This window comes from Mycobacterium sp. 134, from assembly GCF_048282715.1.
GTDB lineage: Bacteria > Actinomycetota > Actinomycetes > Mycobacteriales > Mycobacteriaceae > Mycobacterium > Mycobacterium septicum.
In genome coordinates this window covers 336,513-351,768 of record NZ_JBLVUN010000008.1, presented here as the reverse complement: position 1 = coordinate 351,768, position 15,256 = coordinate 336,513, and the positions used below count along the sequence as shown (strand labels likewise).

General features: G+C 67.2%; 19 protein-coding genes and 1 tRNA gene. 8 read left to right on the top strand and 12 right to left on the bottom strand.

All coding sequences use genetic code 11. The features are described 5' to 3' along the window. The first annotated feature begins 16 nt into the window (after positions 1–16). A complete protein-coding gene (locus ACNQVK_RS06545) occupies positions 17–832 on the top strand; it encodes a crotonase/enoyl-CoA hydratase family protein (RefSeq protein ID WP_418028880.1) in 816 nt (271 codons plus the stop codon). Here the strand turns inward: ACNQVK_RS06545 and ACNQVK_RS06540 are convergent. Continuing rightward, positions 819–1,727, bottom strand: a complete 909-nt coding sequence (locus ACNQVK_RS06540; protein WP_418028879.1) for an NAD-dependent epimerase/dehydratase family protein — start codon at positions 1,725–1,727, stop codon at positions 819–821. The genes ACNQVK_RS06545 and ACNQVK_RS06540 overlap by 14 nt on opposite strands. Beyond that, a complete protein-coding gene (locus tag ACNQVK_RS06535; RefSeq protein ID WP_418028878.1) occupies positions 1,728–2,150 on the bottom strand; it encodes a hypothetical protein in 423 nt (140 codons plus the stop codon). A 46-nt stretch (positions 2,151–2,196) separates the two neighbouring features. On the opposite strand from ACNQVK_RS06535, the gene ACNQVK_RS06530 reads away from it, so the two are divergent. Beyond that, positions 2,197–3,594, top strand: coding sequence for a PLP-dependent aminotransferase family protein (locus ACNQVK_RS06530; protein ID WP_418028877.1), 1,398 nt, complete (start codon positions 2,197–2,199; stop codon positions 3,592–3,594). A gap of 13 nt (positions 3,595–3,607) precedes the next feature. Here ACNQVK_RS06530 and ACNQVK_RS06525 read toward each other — a convergent pair whose 3' ends face one another. The 3 genes from ACNQVK_RS06525 to ACNQVK_RS06515 all read right to left on the bottom strand — a co-directional run bounded on the left by ACNQVK_RS06525 (position 3,608) and on the right by ACNQVK_RS06515 (position 5,599). Then, positions 3,608–3,757, bottom strand: coding sequence for a hypothetical protein (locus tag ACNQVK_RS06525; protein ID WP_162563056.1), 150 nt, complete (start codon positions 3,755–3,757; stop codon positions 3,608–3,610). Positions 3,758–3,817: 60 nt separating this feature from the next. Next, positions 3,818–4,543, bottom strand: coding sequence for a cutinase family protein (locus ACNQVK_RS06520; protein WP_409547987.1), 726 nt, complete (start codon positions 4,541–4,543; stop codon positions 3,818–3,820). A 138-nt stretch (positions 4,544–4,681) separates the two neighbouring features. Then, complete coding sequence (locus ACNQVK_RS06515) at positions 4,682–5,599, bottom strand: acyl-ACP desaturase (RefSeq protein ID WP_418028876.1); 918 nt, start codon at positions 5,597–5,599, stop codon at positions 4,682–4,684. Positions 5,600–5,827: 228 nt separating this feature from the next. Between ACNQVK_RS06515 and ACNQVK_RS06510 the strand changes: the two genes are divergently transcribed. Further along, entirely contained in the window at positions 5,828–6,862 is a 1,035-nt protein-coding gene (locus ACNQVK_RS06510) for a linear amide C-N hydrolase (protein WP_418028875.1), read from the top strand. On the opposite strand, the gene ACNQVK_RS06505 is transcribed toward ACNQVK_RS06510, so the two are convergent. From ACNQVK_RS06505 to ACNQVK_RS06495, 3 genes are all read right to left on the bottom strand, one after another. Further along, on the bottom strand, positions 6,844–7,677 hold the full coding sequence (locus tag ACNQVK_RS06505; RefSeq protein WP_418028874.1) for a MerR family transcriptional regulator: 834 nt from the start codon (positions 7,675–7,677) through the stop codon (positions 6,844–6,846). The two genes, ACNQVK_RS06510 and ACNQVK_RS06505, sit on opposite strands and share 19 nt — an antisense overlap. Before the next feature lie 69 nt (positions 7,678–7,746). Beyond that, complete coding sequence (locus tag ACNQVK_RS06500; protein WP_418028873.1) at positions 7,747–8,379, bottom strand: hypothetical protein; 633 nt, start codon at positions 8,377–8,379, stop codon at positions 7,747–7,749. Between the two features lie 371 nt (positions 8,380–8,750). Next, positions 8,751–9,353, bottom strand: a complete 603-nt coding sequence (locus ACNQVK_RS06495; RefSeq protein ID WP_418028872.1) for a metallophosphoesterase family protein — start codon at positions 9,351–9,353, stop codon at positions 8,751–8,753. A 228-nt stretch (positions 9,354–9,581) separates the two neighbouring features. Between ACNQVK_RS06495 and ACNQVK_RS06490 the strand changes: the two genes are divergently transcribed. The 3 genes from ACNQVK_RS06490 (at position 9,582) to ACNQVK_RS06480 (ending at position 11,160) form a co-directional block, all read left to right on the top strand. Beyond that, a complete protein-coding gene (locus ACNQVK_RS06490) occupies positions 9,582–9,890 on the top strand; it encodes a hypothetical protein (protein ID WP_418028871.1) in 309 nt (102 codons plus the stop codon). Between the two features lie 133 nt (positions 9,891–10,023). Beyond that, complete coding sequence (locus tag ACNQVK_RS06485; protein WP_418028870.1) at positions 10,024–10,302, top strand: hypothetical protein; 279 nt, start codon at positions 10,024–10,026, stop codon at positions 10,300–10,302. A 183-nt stretch (positions 10,303–10,485) separates the two neighbouring features. Continuing rightward, positions 10,486–11,160 (top strand): hypothetical protein, encoded by a 675-nt coding sequence (locus ACNQVK_RS06480; RefSeq protein ID WP_418028869.1) that lies wholly within the window; start codon positions 10,486–10,488, stop codon positions 11,158–11,160. A gap of 109 nt (positions 11,161–11,269) precedes the next feature. Here ACNQVK_RS06480 and ACNQVK_RS06475 read toward each other — a convergent pair whose 3' ends face one another. Next, entirely contained in the window at positions 11,270–11,761 is a 492-nt protein-coding gene (locus ACNQVK_RS06475; RefSeq protein ID WP_418028868.1) for a hypothetical protein, read from the bottom strand. Positions 11,762–11,814: 53 nt separating this feature from the next. Between ACNQVK_RS06475 and ACNQVK_RS06470 the strand changes: the two genes are divergently transcribed. After that, entirely contained in the window at positions 11,815–12,162 is a 348-nt protein-coding gene (locus ACNQVK_RS06470) for a DUF2200 domain-containing protein (RefSeq protein ID WP_418028867.1), read from the top strand. Positions 12,163–12,308: 146 nt separating this feature from the next. Here the strand turns inward: ACNQVK_RS06470 and ACNQVK_RS06465 are convergent. Both ACNQVK_RS06465 and ACNQVK_RS06460 read right to left on the bottom strand, forming a co-directional pair. Beyond that, a tRNA-Ser gene (locus ACNQVK_RS06465) sits at positions 12,309–12,398 on the bottom strand. 19 nt (positions 12,399–12,417) lie between these two features. Then, positions 12,418–12,930: a MarR family winged helix-turn-helix transcriptional regulator gene (locus ACNQVK_RS06460; RefSeq protein ID WP_064957336.1), complete on the bottom strand. Its 513-nt coding sequence runs from the start codon at positions 12,928–12,930 to the stop codon at positions 12,418–12,420. 67 nt (positions 12,931–12,997) lie between these two features. On the opposite strand from ACNQVK_RS06460, the gene ACNQVK_RS06455 reads away from it, so the two are divergent. Continuing rightward, positions 12,998–13,975 (top strand): NAD(P)H-quinone oxidoreductase, encoded by a 978-nt coding sequence (locus ACNQVK_RS06455; RefSeq protein WP_418028866.1) that lies wholly within the window; start codon positions 12,998–13,000, stop codon positions 13,973–13,975. A gap of 22 nt (positions 13,976–13,997) precedes the next feature. Here the strand turns inward: ACNQVK_RS06455 and ACNQVK_RS06450 are convergent, their stop codons facing one another. Next, entirely contained in the window at positions 13,998–15,194 is a 1,197-nt protein-coding gene (locus ACNQVK_RS06450; RefSeq protein WP_418028865.1) for a cysteine desulfurase-like protein, read from the bottom strand. Positions 15,195–15,256: the final 62 nt, after the last annotated feature.

Sequence of the window (15,256 nt, the reverse complement as noted above, 5' to 3'; positions counted from 1 at the left end):
CGGTAGTGTCCACTCCATGTCTGACACGTACGAGTCCGTTTCCGTCGAGATCAAGGACCACGTCGCCCAGGTGACGCTGCTGGGTCCCGGCAAGGGCAACGCGATGGGTCCGGCGTTCTGGGCCGAGATGCCGGACGTCTTCGGCACCCTCGACGCCGACCCCGAGGTGCGCGCGATCGTGCTGACCGGCTCGGGCAAGAACTTCAGCTACGGCCTCGACCTGCCCGCGATGGGTGCGACGCTGCCCGGCCTGGACGCCGGCGCGAAGGCCCGGGCCGACTTCCACACCACGCTGCGGAAGATGCAGGGGGCCATCACGGCCGTCGCGGACTGCCGCACCCCGACCATCGCCTCGATCCACGGCTGGTGCATCGGCGGCGGTGTCGATCTGATCAGCGCGGTCGACATCCGCTACGCCAGCACCGACGCCAAGTTCTCGGTGCGCGAGACCAAGCTGGCCATCGTCGCCGACGTGGGCAGCCTGGCCCGCCTGCCGTTGATCCTGTCCGACGGGCATCTGCGTGAGCTCGTCCTGACGGGCAAGGACATCGATGCCGCGCGGGCCGAAAAGATCGGTCTGGTCAACGAGGTCCACGCCGACGCCGACGCCTCGCTGGCCGCCGCACACGCCACGGCCACCGAGATCGCCGCCAACCCGCCGCTGACCGTCGCCGGGGTGAAGGACGTACTCGACCAGCAGCGCACCGCCAGGGTGGCCGAGAGCCTGCGCTACGTGGCCGCGTGGAATTCGGCCTTCCTGCCGTCCAAGGATCTGGCCGAGGCCGTCACGGCGATGTTCCAGAAGCGCCCGCCGCAGTTCACCGGGGAATAGGCGTCCAGCCGAGTTCCGCTTTGGCCTTCGCGTTCGACAGCGGCAGCCACGCCTGCCCGAACGCGGTCGCCGGGTACGAGGCGACCAGTCCCACCAGCCGATGCGAGATCGGCACCGGTGGCGGCCGGTGCAGCTTTCGGCTCAGCTCCCTGGCGTAGTCGCCGAACGACTGCGGGCGGTCGTCGACGATGTTGTAGATCTGCCCGCCCCGGCCCTTGTCGAGCGCGTCGGCCGTGGCCCGGGCCACGTCGTCGATGTGCACCCAGGACAGGACTCCGGGACCCGTCAGTGCCGGCAGAGCCCACCACTTGGCCAACCCGCGGAACAGATCGTCGTGAGTGACGCCGGGACCGTAGAAAACGCCGTACCGCAACACGATTCCCTCGGTGCCGCTGTGTTCGGCGGAGCTCAGCACCGTGCGTTCCATCCCCCGCAGCGCCTCCAGGAAGTCGGCACCGTGCGGCGGTGGCGGCCCGGGATAGGGATCGGTCTCGTCGATCAACGCCGGCCCGGTAGAGCCATAGCCGTACGCGAAGATGACCGATTCCGCGACGACGCGGCGTACACCGGCCCGCTGGGCGGCGGCCACCAGATTCGGGGCCCCGCGGCTCCACAACTCGGTTGCGGGCCGGAAGTCCTTGGGCCGCTTCGGACCCCACTTCGGCAGCGTCGTCAGCAGGCTCACCACCGCCTCGGGGGCGAATTCGGCCAGCACGGAATCGATCTGGCCCGCATCGAGGACGTCGGCCACCACGGGCTTGGCCCCGGCCGCCGAGATCTGGGCCGTCTTTCCCGATGAGCGGGTCACCCCGATGACCTCGTGGCCGCGGCTGTTGAGCTCACGCAACAACGGGATTCCGGGGACACTGGTCGCACCGGCCACCAGGACACGCATCTATGGTTCTCCTGCCTTGTCGTCGGACATGCTGATCCGCAATGCAATTGCCAACAGGACCGTGGTCACCACCAGGCCCGCGGCTTCCAGCCAACCGACCCAGCTGCCTGCCGCGTGGTTGGTGTCGATCAGGTGGCTCAACGAATGCAGGGCCCAGTGCAGGGTGGCGAACGCCAGCGTCGGCACCCGCCACCGCGGCCACTTGAGAGCCGCCAGCATCGTCAATCCGAGCGGCAGTTCGAAGGACGCGTTGTCGAGGATGTAGTGATCGTTGCGCACGCCGAAGGCGCCGAGCGTGTCGAAGAACGTGCCCGGCGCCAGCAGCATGAACAGACCGAGCAGCACCGAGTAGACGCCGAACACGGCGAGGACCACTTCCGGGTAGCGCCGGGTTCGTGTCACCGGGCCCGCAGCGTTGGCCATGTCATCACGCTAACGCCACAGTGGTCTCCGAGTAGGCTCCAATTCCATGGCAACTTCGGGTACCAGTTCGGCCCCGGAACTGCTGGTCGAATTGGACCGGGACAGCAAGCGGCCGTTGCACCGCCAACTCGCCGACGGACTGCGCGACGCCGTCCGGTCCGGACGGTTGACGCCCGGCTCCCGCATGCCGTCCACCCGGGTGCTGTCCGCCGACCTCGGGGTGTCGCGCCGGCTGGTGGTCGAGGCCTACGGCCAGTTGACGGCCGAAGGATTCCTGCACAGCAGCCAGGGCGGCTGCACCCGCGTCGCAGCCGTCGACGCCGTTCCCGCCAGCCGCGTCCGGTCCGACCGGGCCCGGCCCCGATTCGACATCGACTTCGCCCCGGGCTCACCGGATCTCACCAGCTTCCCGCGTCAGGCCTGGCTGCGGGCCATGCGCCAGGGCCTGGCCGAGATCGAGTCCAGCGCGTTCGGTTACGTGGCCCCGCACGGCCTGCCTGCCGCGCGCGCCGCGGTGGCCGATTACCTGCGGCGAACCCGCGGCGTGGTGGCCGACCCACGTCTGATCGTGTTGTGCTCGGGCGCAACGCAAGCCGTCGCACTGCTGGCCCGCTGCCTCGAAGGCCCGGTGGCGACAGAGGATCCGGGATTCTGGCTACACCGGATGGTTCTGCGGCACAACGGCATCGATCCGCTGCCGATCCCCGTGGACGGCAACGGCATCGACGTCGGCGCGTTGACCGCGAGTCGCGCGACCACGGTGCTGACCACCCCGGCCCACCAATCGCCGACCGGCGTGGTGCTCTCGGCGGCCCGGCGCACCGAACTCCTGGAATGGGCCCAGCCCGGACGGTTGATCGTCGAGGACGACTACGACGCCGAGTACCGCTACGACCGGGCCCCGGTGGGCGCACTGCAGGGGGTGGCACCCGACCGGGTGGTGTACGTCGGCTCCACCAGCAAGACCCTGGCGCCCGGACTGCGGATCGGATGGATGGTCGTGCCCGCCCACCTGATCGATCGTGTCAGAACCGCCAAAAGCCTTGCCGACACCGGTAGTTCGGTGATGGACCAGATCGCTTTCAGCCAGTTCCTGACCTCCGGCGGCTACGACCGGCACCTGCGGCAGATGCGCCGCCGCTACCCGGCCCGGCGCGCGGCCCTACTGGCCGCACTGTCGCACCACCTGCCGCAGGCCGAGGTTCTGGGCGCGGCCGCCGGGGTGCACCTCACGGTCCGGTTCCCGGCCGGCTTCCCCATCGAGGAGTTCACCCGCCGTGCCACCGAGTCACGCATCCGGCTGGAGGCCCTGGCACCGTGCTACGCCGATCCCGACACGGCACCACCCGGGCTGATCCTGGGCTACGCCAACCTCACCGAATCCCAGATCGCCACGGGTGTGGAGATGCTCGGTCAGGCTGCACGCCAATCGAGTGCGGCCTGACCGTGAAGCTTCGTCAGCCCGCTTCTTTGGCCGACTTCCGCTCCGCCAGCTTGTACTTCACAAGAGCGACCAGCGCCTTGGGATTGCGCGCGAAAGCGCCTGCGGCCTGCAGGTACAGCTTGGCCTTCTGCCCGAACGTCAACTGCTGCTCTTGTTCCGTCACTGACCCACCCCTGTCCGAGAAAACGTGCTCGAACAATAGCGCGCGACGCCGTGAGGGTTCCTACCGCCCGGAGGCCTGGTCGACACTGCGGTCCTGCCGCTGACCGTTCAGCCGCGCCACCACGTAGTCGGCTGCCTGATCCGTCAGCCCGTTGGCGGCGTACAGGTTGTGCGCGTTGTTGTCGCTTCCGGTCGGCGAGCACACCGGATCCTCCGGGATGCACAGGTCATCGGTCTTGGCGGCGTACCGGCTGCCGACCGTGATCGGCGGTGCGCCGGTGTAGATCATCTGCAGGAAGCCGCTCGACGGCTTGCCGAACAACGCCACCGCGGCGACATGGTCGGCGACCCCCGCGGGCAGCGGGCCGGTGATGCTCGGCGGCAGCGCGAAGCCCTGCGGCACGGCGTCCTCGGTGAGGTAGGCGGCCACCGCCGCACCCTGCGAGAAGCCACCCAGCACGATCTTGCTGTCCGGGCAGGCCGCGACCGTGCTCTGGACCTTGTTGCTCGCGTCGGCGACGCCGTCGGCGGCAGTCGCGAAGTCAAGGGATGCCGGGTAGTTCACCGCGTAGACGTCCACGGACTTGCCACCGGCCTTGGCCCGCAGCGCCTCGGTGAACGCGTCCCCGACACCGCCAACACCCGGCGGCTCGAACGTGCCCCGCGCGAAGACCACCTGCACATCCGCACAGGAGTCCGCAGATGCCTGACCGGCCGCGGCGATACAGCCGCCCGCCACGAACACTGCCGATGCCACCGCACTCAACCAACGACCGATCCGGTTCATTCTCGACCCCACTCGTTTCGACCCACCACAACGTTCCGTGCCAACTACTCCTCGATACCCAAGATCGACGCTAGGCGAACTCCGGAGAGTGTGTGATGTACGACACGTTTGGTGGACGAGCCGGAGGCAGTCGAGTTGCTACGACGCTGCCCCGACATGCTCGCGTTCGCGTTTGTCCTCGTAGAACCGGGCCCGTTCATCGACTATGTCCAGGAACTGAGCTAGCTCCTCGCGAGCCTTCTCGCCCTCGGGCCCGAAATCGGTTCGATCGAAGATCCGCCAGAACCGCAACACCGGCTGCACCACGTCGTCGTGATGGACGCGTAGGTCGTAGATGCCGGCCTTGGCGATGGTGATGGTGATCTGCGCGAAGTCGGCCATTCCGAGACCCGGCATCGCGAAGTTCACCACCTCGTCACGGATGGCCGTCATCGCGGCGTCGGGAGCGATGTCCAGCGCTGCCGCCATGAGATTGCGATAGAACACCATGTGCAGGTTCTCGTCGGCGGCTATCCGCGCGAGCAGCTGATCGGCGATGGGGCAACCGGACGCCCGCCCGGTGTTCCGATGAGATACCCGGGTGGCCAGCTCCTGGAACGACACATATGCCATCGCCGCCATCGGCGTCTTGTCACCAGAGTCGTACCCGGCAACGGTATGCGCCATGCGAAGGCGTTCCAGCGCAACGGGATCCACACCGCGCGTGACGACGAGGTAGTCGCGCAACGCGATGCTGTGGCGGCCTTCTTCCGCCGTCCACTGCCCTACCCAGGTGCCCCACGCGCCGTCGCGGGAGAACCGCGTGGCGATCTCCCGGTGATAGGACGGCAGATTGTCCTCGGTCAGCAGGTTGACCGTCATGGCCACCTTGGCGACGTGGCTCAACGGCGAGTCCTCGGGCTGCCAGTCTTCCCCGTCCAAGAAGGCGAAGTCGCGTCCTCTGCTCCACGGGACGTAGTCGTGCGGAAACCACTCCCGCGCCATCGACAGATGTCGGTCGAGGTTGCTCGCGACAACGGGTTCAAGCTCGTGAAGCACTCCGCCCTGGGCGTCCATCCGTGTCCTCCCAACGTCTTCGGCAGGCGTCGTCATCGGCCTGCCGCTCGTAACCTACGGTACCGTAGGTTACGGAACCGTAGGTTAATTTTCGGTAAGAATGCCCATGACGTTGCGGCCGCCGACGAGTCGAGCGACGCCTGCGACAAGGCTGGCGAAAATGCCTTCCACACTTGATGTTTCGCCGACAGCGCCCTGATGGCAGAGGCCCGCACTAGGCTCGCCGGCATGTGTACGCGAGTCATGTGGCCCGAGGCGGGCGAAGCGGTTCTGGTCGGCAGGAACATGGATTTCCACAAGGACCTGATGACCAACCTGTGGAAGCAACCCCGCGGCATCCAGCGCGACGACGCGGTTTCGGGCAAGCTCACCTGGACCTCGAAGTACGGCAGCGTGATCGCCGCCGCCTTCGACATCGCCTCCGTGGACGGAATGAACGAGGCCGGTCTGGCCGGGCACATCCTGTGGCTGGCCGAATCCACCTACGGCGAGCCGGACGACTCGCGGACCCAGCTCGGCCAGTACATCTGGCTGCAGTACTTCCTTGACAACTTCGCCACCGTCGCCGATGCCGTCGCCTGGATCGCGGAGACCGACGTGCAGGTGGTGCAGATGGACGACCCGACCGGCGGCGTCCGCCCCGGCCTGCACCTGGCCCTCGACGACGCGACCGGGGACTCGGCGATCATCGAGTACATCGACGGCCACGCGCGGGTCTATCACTCGAAGGACTACACCGTGATGACCAATTCACCCACCTTCGACCAGCAGCTGGAGCTGGTGAAGTCGTTCACCGGCCTCGGTGGTGACCAGCCGATCCCGGGCTCGACCCTGGCCAGCGACCGCTTCGCCCGGGCCACCTATTACTCGGGCCGGCTGCCCAAGCCGTCCAGCCAGGTGGAGGCCATCGCGGGCATGTTCTCGGTGATCCGCAACGCCGCGCAGCCCTTCCGGATCCCCGACCCGGGCAAGCCCGATGCCTCCCAGACCATCTGGCAGGTGGTGCTCGACCTCACCAACAAGCGGTACGTCTACGAATCCACCACCCGCCCCAACATCGTCTGGATCGACCTGGCGGACCTCGATTTCTCCGAAGGCAGCCCCCAGCTCAAGCTCGACCTGATCGGCAAGCTCGCAGTGCAGGGCGGAATCGCCGGCAACGTGGCCGACAAGTTCGAGGACAAGGGCCCCATGACCTTCCTGTCCTTGAAAATCATGGAGGCGCTGGAGGCAGCCGAGAAGGGTCAGGCCACCGGCACGTAGACCTTCGTCCGCAGCCGGTCCTCAGGTACCTCGCGCGGGTCGTCGAGGTACACGTTGAAGTGGTGCGTCGTGACATCGTCGACAGTGCGCGTCAGGGTCAGCCCACGCTCGGTCACGTAGGCGCCGATGAGTTCGTGCGCCCGCGGGATCGCCTCGGCGTAGGGGCCGGTGACGGTGGCCACCACGGCCCGTCGGGCAGGGGCGACGAGCACTCCGAGCGGAGCCCGGGCGGTGGTGTCGGCCGGAACCTCGAGGAACACCGACTCGTCGACATCGGATTCGCGGAACTCGTCGTCGTGTTCGATGCAGCCACCGAACTGCCCGGGCGCGATGCCCTGCTCTTGCAGAGCGGGCATGAACCGCTCCCACAGCTGGCCCTCAGCGGCGTAATTCGGCATGGTGTCGCGCAGGTAGACGGCGGTCAGGGCGGGGACGGTCTCTTCGGTGACGGTGTCGGTCATGGTGAGCTCCTTCTCGGCAAGCAGGTGGTCGATGAGCTGGAGCCGCGCGTTCGCCTCTTCCGCCGCCGCGACGAGCTCGATGCGTTGGGCCGCGAGGGCTGCATCGAACGCCGGGGTGCCTCGGACGGCGAGCAGGGCTCCGATGGCGGACACGCCGAATCCGATGTCGCGAAGCCGCCGGATCGCGGCGGCGTCGGCAAGCTGCACCGCGGCGTACCGGCGGTAGCCGCTGGCCGCGTCCACCCGCGCGGGCACCAGGACACCATGTTTGTCGTAGTGGCGCAGCATGCGAACGGAGATACGGCTCAGCGAGGAGAACCTGCCGATCGACATCAGGGACGGGGTGTCGGTCACGGACAAGAGCCTGCCGTCTCACACGGTGTGAGAGTCAAACCCGGCGGTGCGACAACAGGTTCCGCCTCTTCAGCACCAGCAGCCGCCGAACACCGACGTATGTTCGTCGGTCTCGATCGATTCCTCACGCACCACCGTGGAGCCGCTCCGCGGATCGAAGTGAAACACCGAGCTGACGGGGTCATGCCGGATCCACACGGCCACCGAGAGCGGATGCCCCTGCTCGATCTCGTAGGAGACCAGTTCGATTCCACCCGGCTTCCCGAAGCCGCGCACATCGGAGACCACCGCTCGTATCCGCTGCCCCGACAGGTCGGCCGCGGTGAACGCCGTCTCGCCCGCATGCAGGTCGGCGATCGAGTCCATGTCCTCTACCTCGCCGTCGCGCACCCAGTAGTCGTGCAACCGGCCGTCGGCGGCGACTGCCTCGACCGAGACCAGATTGGAGGTCACCGTCACGCGCCGCAACGGCAGGTCACCGAGCCGCGTGCGCACCACGTCCAGTTCCGAGTCCAGCCGCTGTGAGGAGAACAGGTCCTCCCGCGCGACGCCGCCCACAGCGCGAATGACCCGGCCGGGCACATCGCCGACGACCACGACCACCGCGGCGACGGCCACGACGACCGAGACGGCGACAACGGCCGCGTACTTCGCCCGGTGGTTCGACCGGGGTACGTCCGGTTCTGCGTCCCGCGTACTCATGGAGGGATGGTTCCACAGCAGGAACCCGCGAGTGTTGCTCCTGCTCGCTGCGCCAGACGTGGCGTCTGGCAGCATCCGACGACATGGGCGCATGGGAGGACCGCTAGCGAACGCGGATCGACGAGGCTTGGCGCCGGTTGTGTCAGAACTGTGTCAACCCTCCGATGCGGCGGCCGTCGTCGCGCCGAGGCAGGTTTGCTCGGGTGCGGCTCAGTACGCCTTGGAAGCTGGCCTCCTCCGACTGGAGTCGGCGCTGTAGCGTGCCCAGACTCACCGCCAGCCTGCGGGACACGCTGTCGATGTCTGATTGCACGGCAATGGATTCAGCAATACGACCGGCAACCAAGGGATCAGCCGAGGTCGGGGTGCGGTCAGCTTCGGGCACCGGAACCGGCACCCGAGTCCTGAAGCAGCTGCATCTCCGCAGCGATCTCCTCGGCTGACACCGGCCGCAGCGCCCACGCCTCCAGCGACACACAGATCGACCGCTTCCCCGACCGTCTCACAGCGCTGTGGGTGTGGCCATGGATCAGCCACTGGCCCATATCCGGCAACTGGTACTGGTCGAAGTTCTTGCGCGAGAAGCGGTCTGGCGTACCGGCGTACGGGAAGTGGCTGAGCATCACCCCCTCGCCGCTGACCTTCGTCCGCGCCACCTGTTGGACACTTGTGAAAACCGCCGCGTAGTCCGCGAAGTGCTTCTGCCCGTCGCGGTACATCGGGTGCACCGGGTCGTGATTCCCCGTCACCAGGTGCATCGGCACCCGCAGAGTGCTGAGATGCTCCAGCGCCGACTCCATGGATGCCACCCCGCCCGCACAGATGTCGCCGAGCACCCACAGCGTGTCCTGTTCCGGGACGAGCTGGTACAGCTCCGCCATCACCGCGGCGTCGTGCGCCGCGACGGTGTCGAACCCGCGCAAGCCCGCGAGCTTCGGGTGCGCCAGGTGCAAATCGGCGGTGAAGTACTGCACGGGCGGCGAGAGTACGCGTACAGGGGGACAGGCGAAATCGAGTTTCTGTCCCAGCGGCGTCGTACGTTCTCTCTACGGTGGACGGAGGTGGCGCCGGCGGCACGGCCGACCAGATCGGGCTGCGGGGTGCGGGACCGGCCGTGGCGGCGACGTCGCTAGTTCAAGACGTCGTTAGTTCAAGTAGTTCTACTGATCCGGCAGGCCTGCCGCGCGGCCCACGATGGAGCCATGAGTCCCGAACTGCGCCGCAACCCTGGACTGTCGATGATCGGCATCGTGGCGACGGTCATCGCATACGTACTGGCGTTCACTGTGCTCTCCGATACCGGCATGGCGTCGAAGTTCGAGAACGGCGTCGCACCGCCCGGAACCGATGTTGCCGGCCTCCGTGTCGCTGCCGTCGGGAGCATCGTGGCCGCCGGAGGCGCATGGGTGTCCGTGCTCGCAGGCCGCGCGATCATCCCGATCGTGCTGGTGCTCGTGGCCTCTGCGCCGTTCGCGCTGCTGTCGCTCTTCACGTTGCAGCTTGCGTTCTGATCGACGGGGTGCGCATCCGCAGCGGGTGTCGAAGTCGCGGGACAGCGCCCAGCGGTGAGACGGAAACGTGGACAGCAACGCTACAGTCCTCCTCGTTGCTCACTTCTACATGCACGGATATACAATCCAACCCATGTTCAGCAACCGGCAAATCTTCCGGGACTCGTCAGTCGAGTTGACCTTCGCGCAGGAGTCCTCGGCCAGGAACGCGGCCCAGCGAGCGGCGCATGAGGCTCGGCGTTCGCTGCGCACTGCCCGTGGGCAGTACCGGCGCTACCGCGCGGTCGCGGGAGCCGTTTACCTGGACTGGCCCCGGTGGCACGGGGAGTATCTCAACGAGTATCACGGTGGCGGTGGGATCAACGAGGGTGGCCTTCAGGTCGGCACCAACGTTCCCGGCGACGCGATCTGACTGCCACCCGAGCGCGCCGACACTCATCAGTTACCCGCTATTGTTCAACAACATGCGTCCCACGACGTCATTTAGGCCGCCTCTCGCCTTTGCGGCAAAGCTGTGTGCAGCGATCACCGCCACGATCGTCGCAGGCTCCGCCCCACCCGTTGCCGCTCTGGCCGGCGCTGAACCGATGACGGTGTGCCCTCCGAACCAGCCGTCCTACTGGAACGGGCAGCCGTGCTTCCCGCAGCCGTGCGTGCCGCCGTACGCGCCCGGGATCCCGCCGTGCCTCATGCCACCGCCGCAGATCGGTCCGAACGGGCTACCGGTGATCGGGTGAAACGTGTCGAGCTCTCCGGGAGGCGATTCGTCACCGCGAGAGTCGCCCGCATCGTTGGCGACTCGTCGTGGTGGGTGTTCGTCGTCGCACGGTTGATGGCCGAGATGAACTCGTTCGGTATTCCGCGCCGCTACGCCGACTACGACGAAGCGATCTTCGGAGTCGGCTTGGGCCACAGCGACTTCGGTTGGACCGCGTACGAGCCGTTGACCAACCAGGCCCCGTCGCCGGTCACCGACTTCTTCTACAGCGTGAACCTGGTGTCGTCCGTCGCGGTCCTCGCCTTGGTCGTGACCGTGATCGTCGCGGTGGTCGAAGCCGTCGTGGTCGGCAGGTGGCCGGCCGGGGTCGCGACGATTCTCACCCCGGTCGCGGGTGCGGGCGTCATCCTCACCGCGCTCTATTACCGGAGCGGGTTGGCAGGCGGGCCGCAGCCGAGCCTCACCGTGGTGTTCGTGCTGGTGCTTCTCGGCGTGGCGATCCGCGAGACGTGGAGTCGCGTGTGGGCGCCCCGTTGGACGCGCAAGCCGTGAACTGCCTACCGCACCGAACCGCGGGCGCATGGATCCTCGGCGGCATCGGGGTACGACAACCGGCTGGCCCGACGATGGCAGGACCAGCACACGCCAAGACCCGGTCGCGTCAGCCGATGAGGCTCATGAGTGCCGGATCGGTGAACAGCGCTGTCGGGATGCCGAGAACCTGCTTGGGGCGGACTCGCAGCACGATCAGCGCACCCGCCGGGCGGACCGAGATGATGTTGCTGCGGTCGATGACCAGAGTGGAGGCCGGGGTATCGATACGGATTCGGGTTTCATCGCCGCCAGCGGCCCACCGTGAGCCGGTGCGCAGAACTCGCCGGTTTGGGACGTACGCGCACACCAGGCTCACCGCGACTGCGAACGCCGCGTAAACCACAGCTGCCGCTGCGAATATGACGGACCCGACCAGCCACCCGCTGCCGTTTACGACGCACACGCCGGCGGCGATCGCCGCGACCACCGTCGTGAATGTCAGCAGCCGTTTCCACAGCGCGGGTTGCCGCAGAATCGACAACGTTGCCCGGCACGCGTCGCCGGGCTGAGCGGCCCACTCCGTGGTGGCCTTGGGGATCTCATCCACACTGCCGGTCACGGACGCAGTCTGGCACGGCGGTCGGGGACGCCACCACGCCGTAGCCTCGACACATGGAGCACCGGATCTTCGGCACTGCCGTCGCAGCGGTGTACCCGCACTATCTGGCGAAGATGGAGCGCAAGGGCCGCACGCAGGCCGAACTCGACGAGGCCATCCGTTGGCTGACCGGCTTCGATGAGACGGCGCTGCGGGGCCATCTCGATGACGAGACGACGTTCTCGGAGTTCTTCGCCGACGCCTCGCTGAACCCGAACGCCTCGCTGATCACAGGCGTCGTGTGCGGGGTGAAGGTGCAGGAGATCGAGGACCCACTGATGCAGAAGATCCGCTACCTCGACAAGCTCGTCGACGAACTCGCGCGCGGCAAGCCGATGAACAAGGTGCTGCGCACGGCGTAGTCGGGATCACCATGCCGATCTCCTTGATGGCAGCCGTCAGAATCTCAACGCGAATCCTGTTGGGACACCGCGACGGGGCTGTACCAAAAAATTTTCAAATTTCAGGAGTGCCCGGCGTCAGGCTCAACGCCGGTAACCACCACTGATGGCGGTGGCGGAGGGATTTGAACCCCCGGACGGTGTTAGCCGTCTCTCGCTTTCAAGGCGAGTGCATTAGGCCGCTCTGCCACGCCACCGCCGACAAGAGTACGGGTTTTACACCCGACCGATGTGGGCGGGCGGCGATCCGTTCTTCAGCGCGACGCTGATCCGGCGGCAGTTCTCGCCCATCGCCGCGATCTGCGGACGCGAGAGCCTGCCGAGGAAGTGTGACCGGACGCCCTGCCCGTAGGTCACCATCGCCTCACGAACAGCGGCCCTGCCCTCTTCGGTGATCGTGGCGACCACCCCGCGCCCGTCGTCGGGACTGGCACACCTGGTCACCAGGTTCTGGACTTCCAGCCGCCGGATCTGCCGGGTCACCCGGCTGGGCAGTGACATCAGCCGTTCGGCCAAGTCACCCATCCGAGCCGACCCGGTCGATGACTTGTCCAAGATGTCGAGCAGGCGCACATCATTGAGGGTGAGGTGATGTGCGTCCACCAGCGACCGGTTCAAGGTCGCATACATTCGCAAAGCCGAGTCGAGGTAGTTCTGCCATGACCTCTGCTCGGCGATGTCCAGGCCCGGCATGTCACCCGCCGTGCGCCCCGCAATCATCCCCGCCATGGGCGCAATCGTAAGGGACGTCAGTATTGCTGCGCTTGGGAAACAGCATGCTTGTAGCGTGGAAATAATGCATGCAATTGTCGCCTCCGTTAACGGCCATCTGACCTGGCAAAACGTCGCTGATATCGAAGCAGCAAACGAAGAAGTTCTGATCCGGGTTCACGCCGCGGGTGTCAATCGCGCCGACTTACTCCAGGCCGCGGGCAAGTATCCGCCCCCGCCAGGCGCCAGTGAGGTCATCGGATTGGAGGTGTCGGGCACCGTCGCCGCCCTCGGCTCGAATGTTACCGACTGGTCAGTTGGGCAACCCGTGTGCGCATTGCTCGCAGGCGGCGGCTACGCGGAGTACGTCGCGGTACCCGCCGCACAGGTGCTGCCATTGCCCGATGGCGTTGCTCTCAACGAAGCAGCAGGATTGCCCGAGGTTGCCTGCACGGTGTGGTCCAACCTCGTCATGACCGCAGGGTTGGCACCGGGTCAACTCGTCTTGCTGCACGGCGGCGCCAGCGGCATCGGCACCCACGCCATTCAGGTGGCCCACGCGCTCGGCGCGCGCGTCGCCGTAACTGCAGGGTCGGCGGACAAGCTCGCGCTGTGCCGCGAACTGGGCGCCGACATCACCATCAACTATCGCGACGAGGACTTCGTCGAGCGGCTCCGGGCCGAGACCGGCGGCGCAGGCGCCGACGTGATCCTCGACATCATGGGAGCGGCCTACCTGGACCGCAATGTGGACGCCCTGGCCGCAGGCGGGCGCCTGGTGATCATCGGCATGCAGGGTGGCATCAAGGCCGAGCTGAACATCGCCAAGCTGCTCGGCAAGCGGGCCGGCGTCATCGCCACCTCGCTGCGCCCCCGGCCGGTGGACGGACCGGGCGGCAAGGGGGAGATCGTCCGGGCGGTGCTCGACAACGTCTGGCCGATGATCTCCGACGGACGGGTGCGTCCCATCATCGGCGCCGAACTGCCCATCCAGGAGGCCCAGCGGGCCCACGAACTGCTGGCCTCGGGTGAGGTGTCGGGGAAGATCGTGCTCACGGTCTAGCCCACCGCGGCGGGAGGAGCGATCAGCCCAGCGAGGCCAGCGCCCGCACGAGCTGGTCGACCTCGGCGCCCGTCGAGTAGTGGGACAGCCCGACCGTCACCGCGCCGCCGATGTCGTTCACACCGATCACGTCGAGCACGCGGGAGCTGGCATTCGAGATCGCCAGGATTCCGTTGTCGGCCAACCGCTGCACCACCCGCTCGGCCGGGATGTCGCGCACCACGAAGCTGAGCACCGGAATCTGCGACTCCGGCCTGCCGATCACCATCACCAACGGCAACGAGCGCAGCGAGGTCACCAGGTACTCGAAAAGGCGGTCCAGATATGCGCCTGCCGACTGCATCGAGACCGTCAGCCTTTCGCGGCGCGAGCCGCTGGCCGTGTCGTCGAGGTTGGACAGGTACTCGATGCTGGCCACCACACCGCCCAGCAGGCCGTACTGATGCGCGCCCACCTCCAGCCGGGCCGGACCCGTCGCCTGCGGGTTCAACGACACCGAGGCCAACGAATCGATGGCCGACGGGTCGCGGAACACCAGGGCGCCGATCGGCGGGCCGCCCCACGGCACGGCGTTGAGGGCCACGACGTCGGCATCGATCTCGTTGATGTCGATCAGCCGGTACGGGGCCGCGGCCGAGTGGTCGACGACGACCATGCCGCCTACCTCGTGGGTGAGCTTGGTCACCTCGCCCAGGTCGGTGATGGTTCCCAGGGTCGACGAGGCCGACGCGATGGCCACCAGGCGGGTGGGCTTGTCGATCAGCCCTTCCCACTGCCAGGCCGGGAGCTCACCTGTCTCGATGTCGACCTCGGCCCACTTGACCTTGGCGCCATAGCGATTCGCCGCCCGCAACCACGGCGCGATGTTCGCCTCGTCATCCAGGCGGGTGACCACCACCTCGTAGCCGAGTCCGACCCGGCTCGAAGATGCCTCGGCCAGCGCGGTCAGCAGCTGGGCCCGGTCCGCGCCCAGGACCACACCCCGCGGATCTGCATTGACCAGATCCGCGACGGCCTGGCGGGCAGCGGTGAGTACGGCCGCGCTGCGGCGTGCCGATGGGTGCGGTCCCACAGCGGTGGGCATCGAGCCGCGGAAGGCGGTAGAAACCGTCGTCGCGACCGAATCGGGCACCAACATGCCGTTCTGGGCATCGAAGTGGACCCACCCATCGCCCAATGACGGATGCAAGCCACGCACCCGGGCGACGTCGTATGCCATGCCAGCCACCTTAGAGCGTCCGCAAATATCACAAACCGACACGATTTGGTGAGCGCCCGACC

Coding starts and splice junctions, on each gene's coding strand:
- ACNQVK_RS06545 (WP_418028880.1), top strand. CDS start 17: ATGTCTGACACGTACGAGTCCGTTTCCGTCGAGATCAAGGACCACGTC.
- ACNQVK_RS06540 (WP_418028879.1), bottom strand. CDS start 1,727: ATGCGTGTCCTGGTGGCCGGTGCGACCAGTGTCCCCGGAATCCCGTTG.
- ACNQVK_RS06535 (WP_418028878.1), bottom strand. CDS start 2,150: ATGGCCAACGCTGCGGGCCCGGTGACACGAACCCGGCGCTACCCGGAA.
- ACNQVK_RS06530 (WP_418028877.1), top strand. CDS start 2,197: ATGGCAACTTCGGGTACCAGTTCGGCCCCGGAACTGCTGGTCGAATTG.
- ACNQVK_RS06520 (WP_409547987.1), bottom strand. CDS start 4,543: ATGAACCGGATCGGTCGTTGGTTGAGTGCGGTGGCATCGGCAGTGTTC.
- ACNQVK_RS06515 (WP_418028876.1), bottom strand. CDS start 5,599: ATGGACGCCCAGGGCGGAGTGCTTCACGAGCTTGAACCCGTTGTCGCG.
- ACNQVK_RS06510 (WP_418028875.1), top strand. CDS start 5,828: ATGTGTACGCGAGTCATGTGGCCCGAGGCGGGCGAAGCGGTTCTGGTC.
- ACNQVK_RS06500 (WP_418028873.1), bottom strand. CDS start 8,379: ATGAGTACGCGGGACGCAGAACCGGACGTACCCCGGTCGAACCACCGG.
- ACNQVK_RS06490 (WP_418028871.1), top strand. CDS start 9,582: ATGAGTCCCGAACTGCGCCGCAACCCTGGACTGTCGATGATCGGCATC.
- ACNQVK_RS06485 (WP_418028870.1), top strand. CDS start 10,024: ATGTTCAGCAACCGGCAAATCTTCCGGGACTCGTCAGTCGAGTTGACC.
- ACNQVK_RS06470 (WP_418028867.1), top strand. CDS start 11,815: ATGGAGCACCGGATCTTCGGCACTGCCGTCGCAGCGGTGTACCCGCAC.
- ACNQVK_RS06460 (WP_064957336.1), bottom strand. CDS start 12,930: ATGGCGGGGATGATTGCGGGGCGCACGGCGGGTGACATGCCGGGCCTG.
- ACNQVK_RS06455 (WP_418028866.1), top strand. CDS start 12,998: ATGCATGCAATTGTCGCCTCCGTTAACGGCCATCTGACCTGGCAAAAC.
- ACNQVK_RS06450 (WP_418028865.1), bottom strand. CDS start 15,194: ATGGCATACGACGTCGCCCGGGTGCGTGGCTTGCATCCGTCATTGGGC.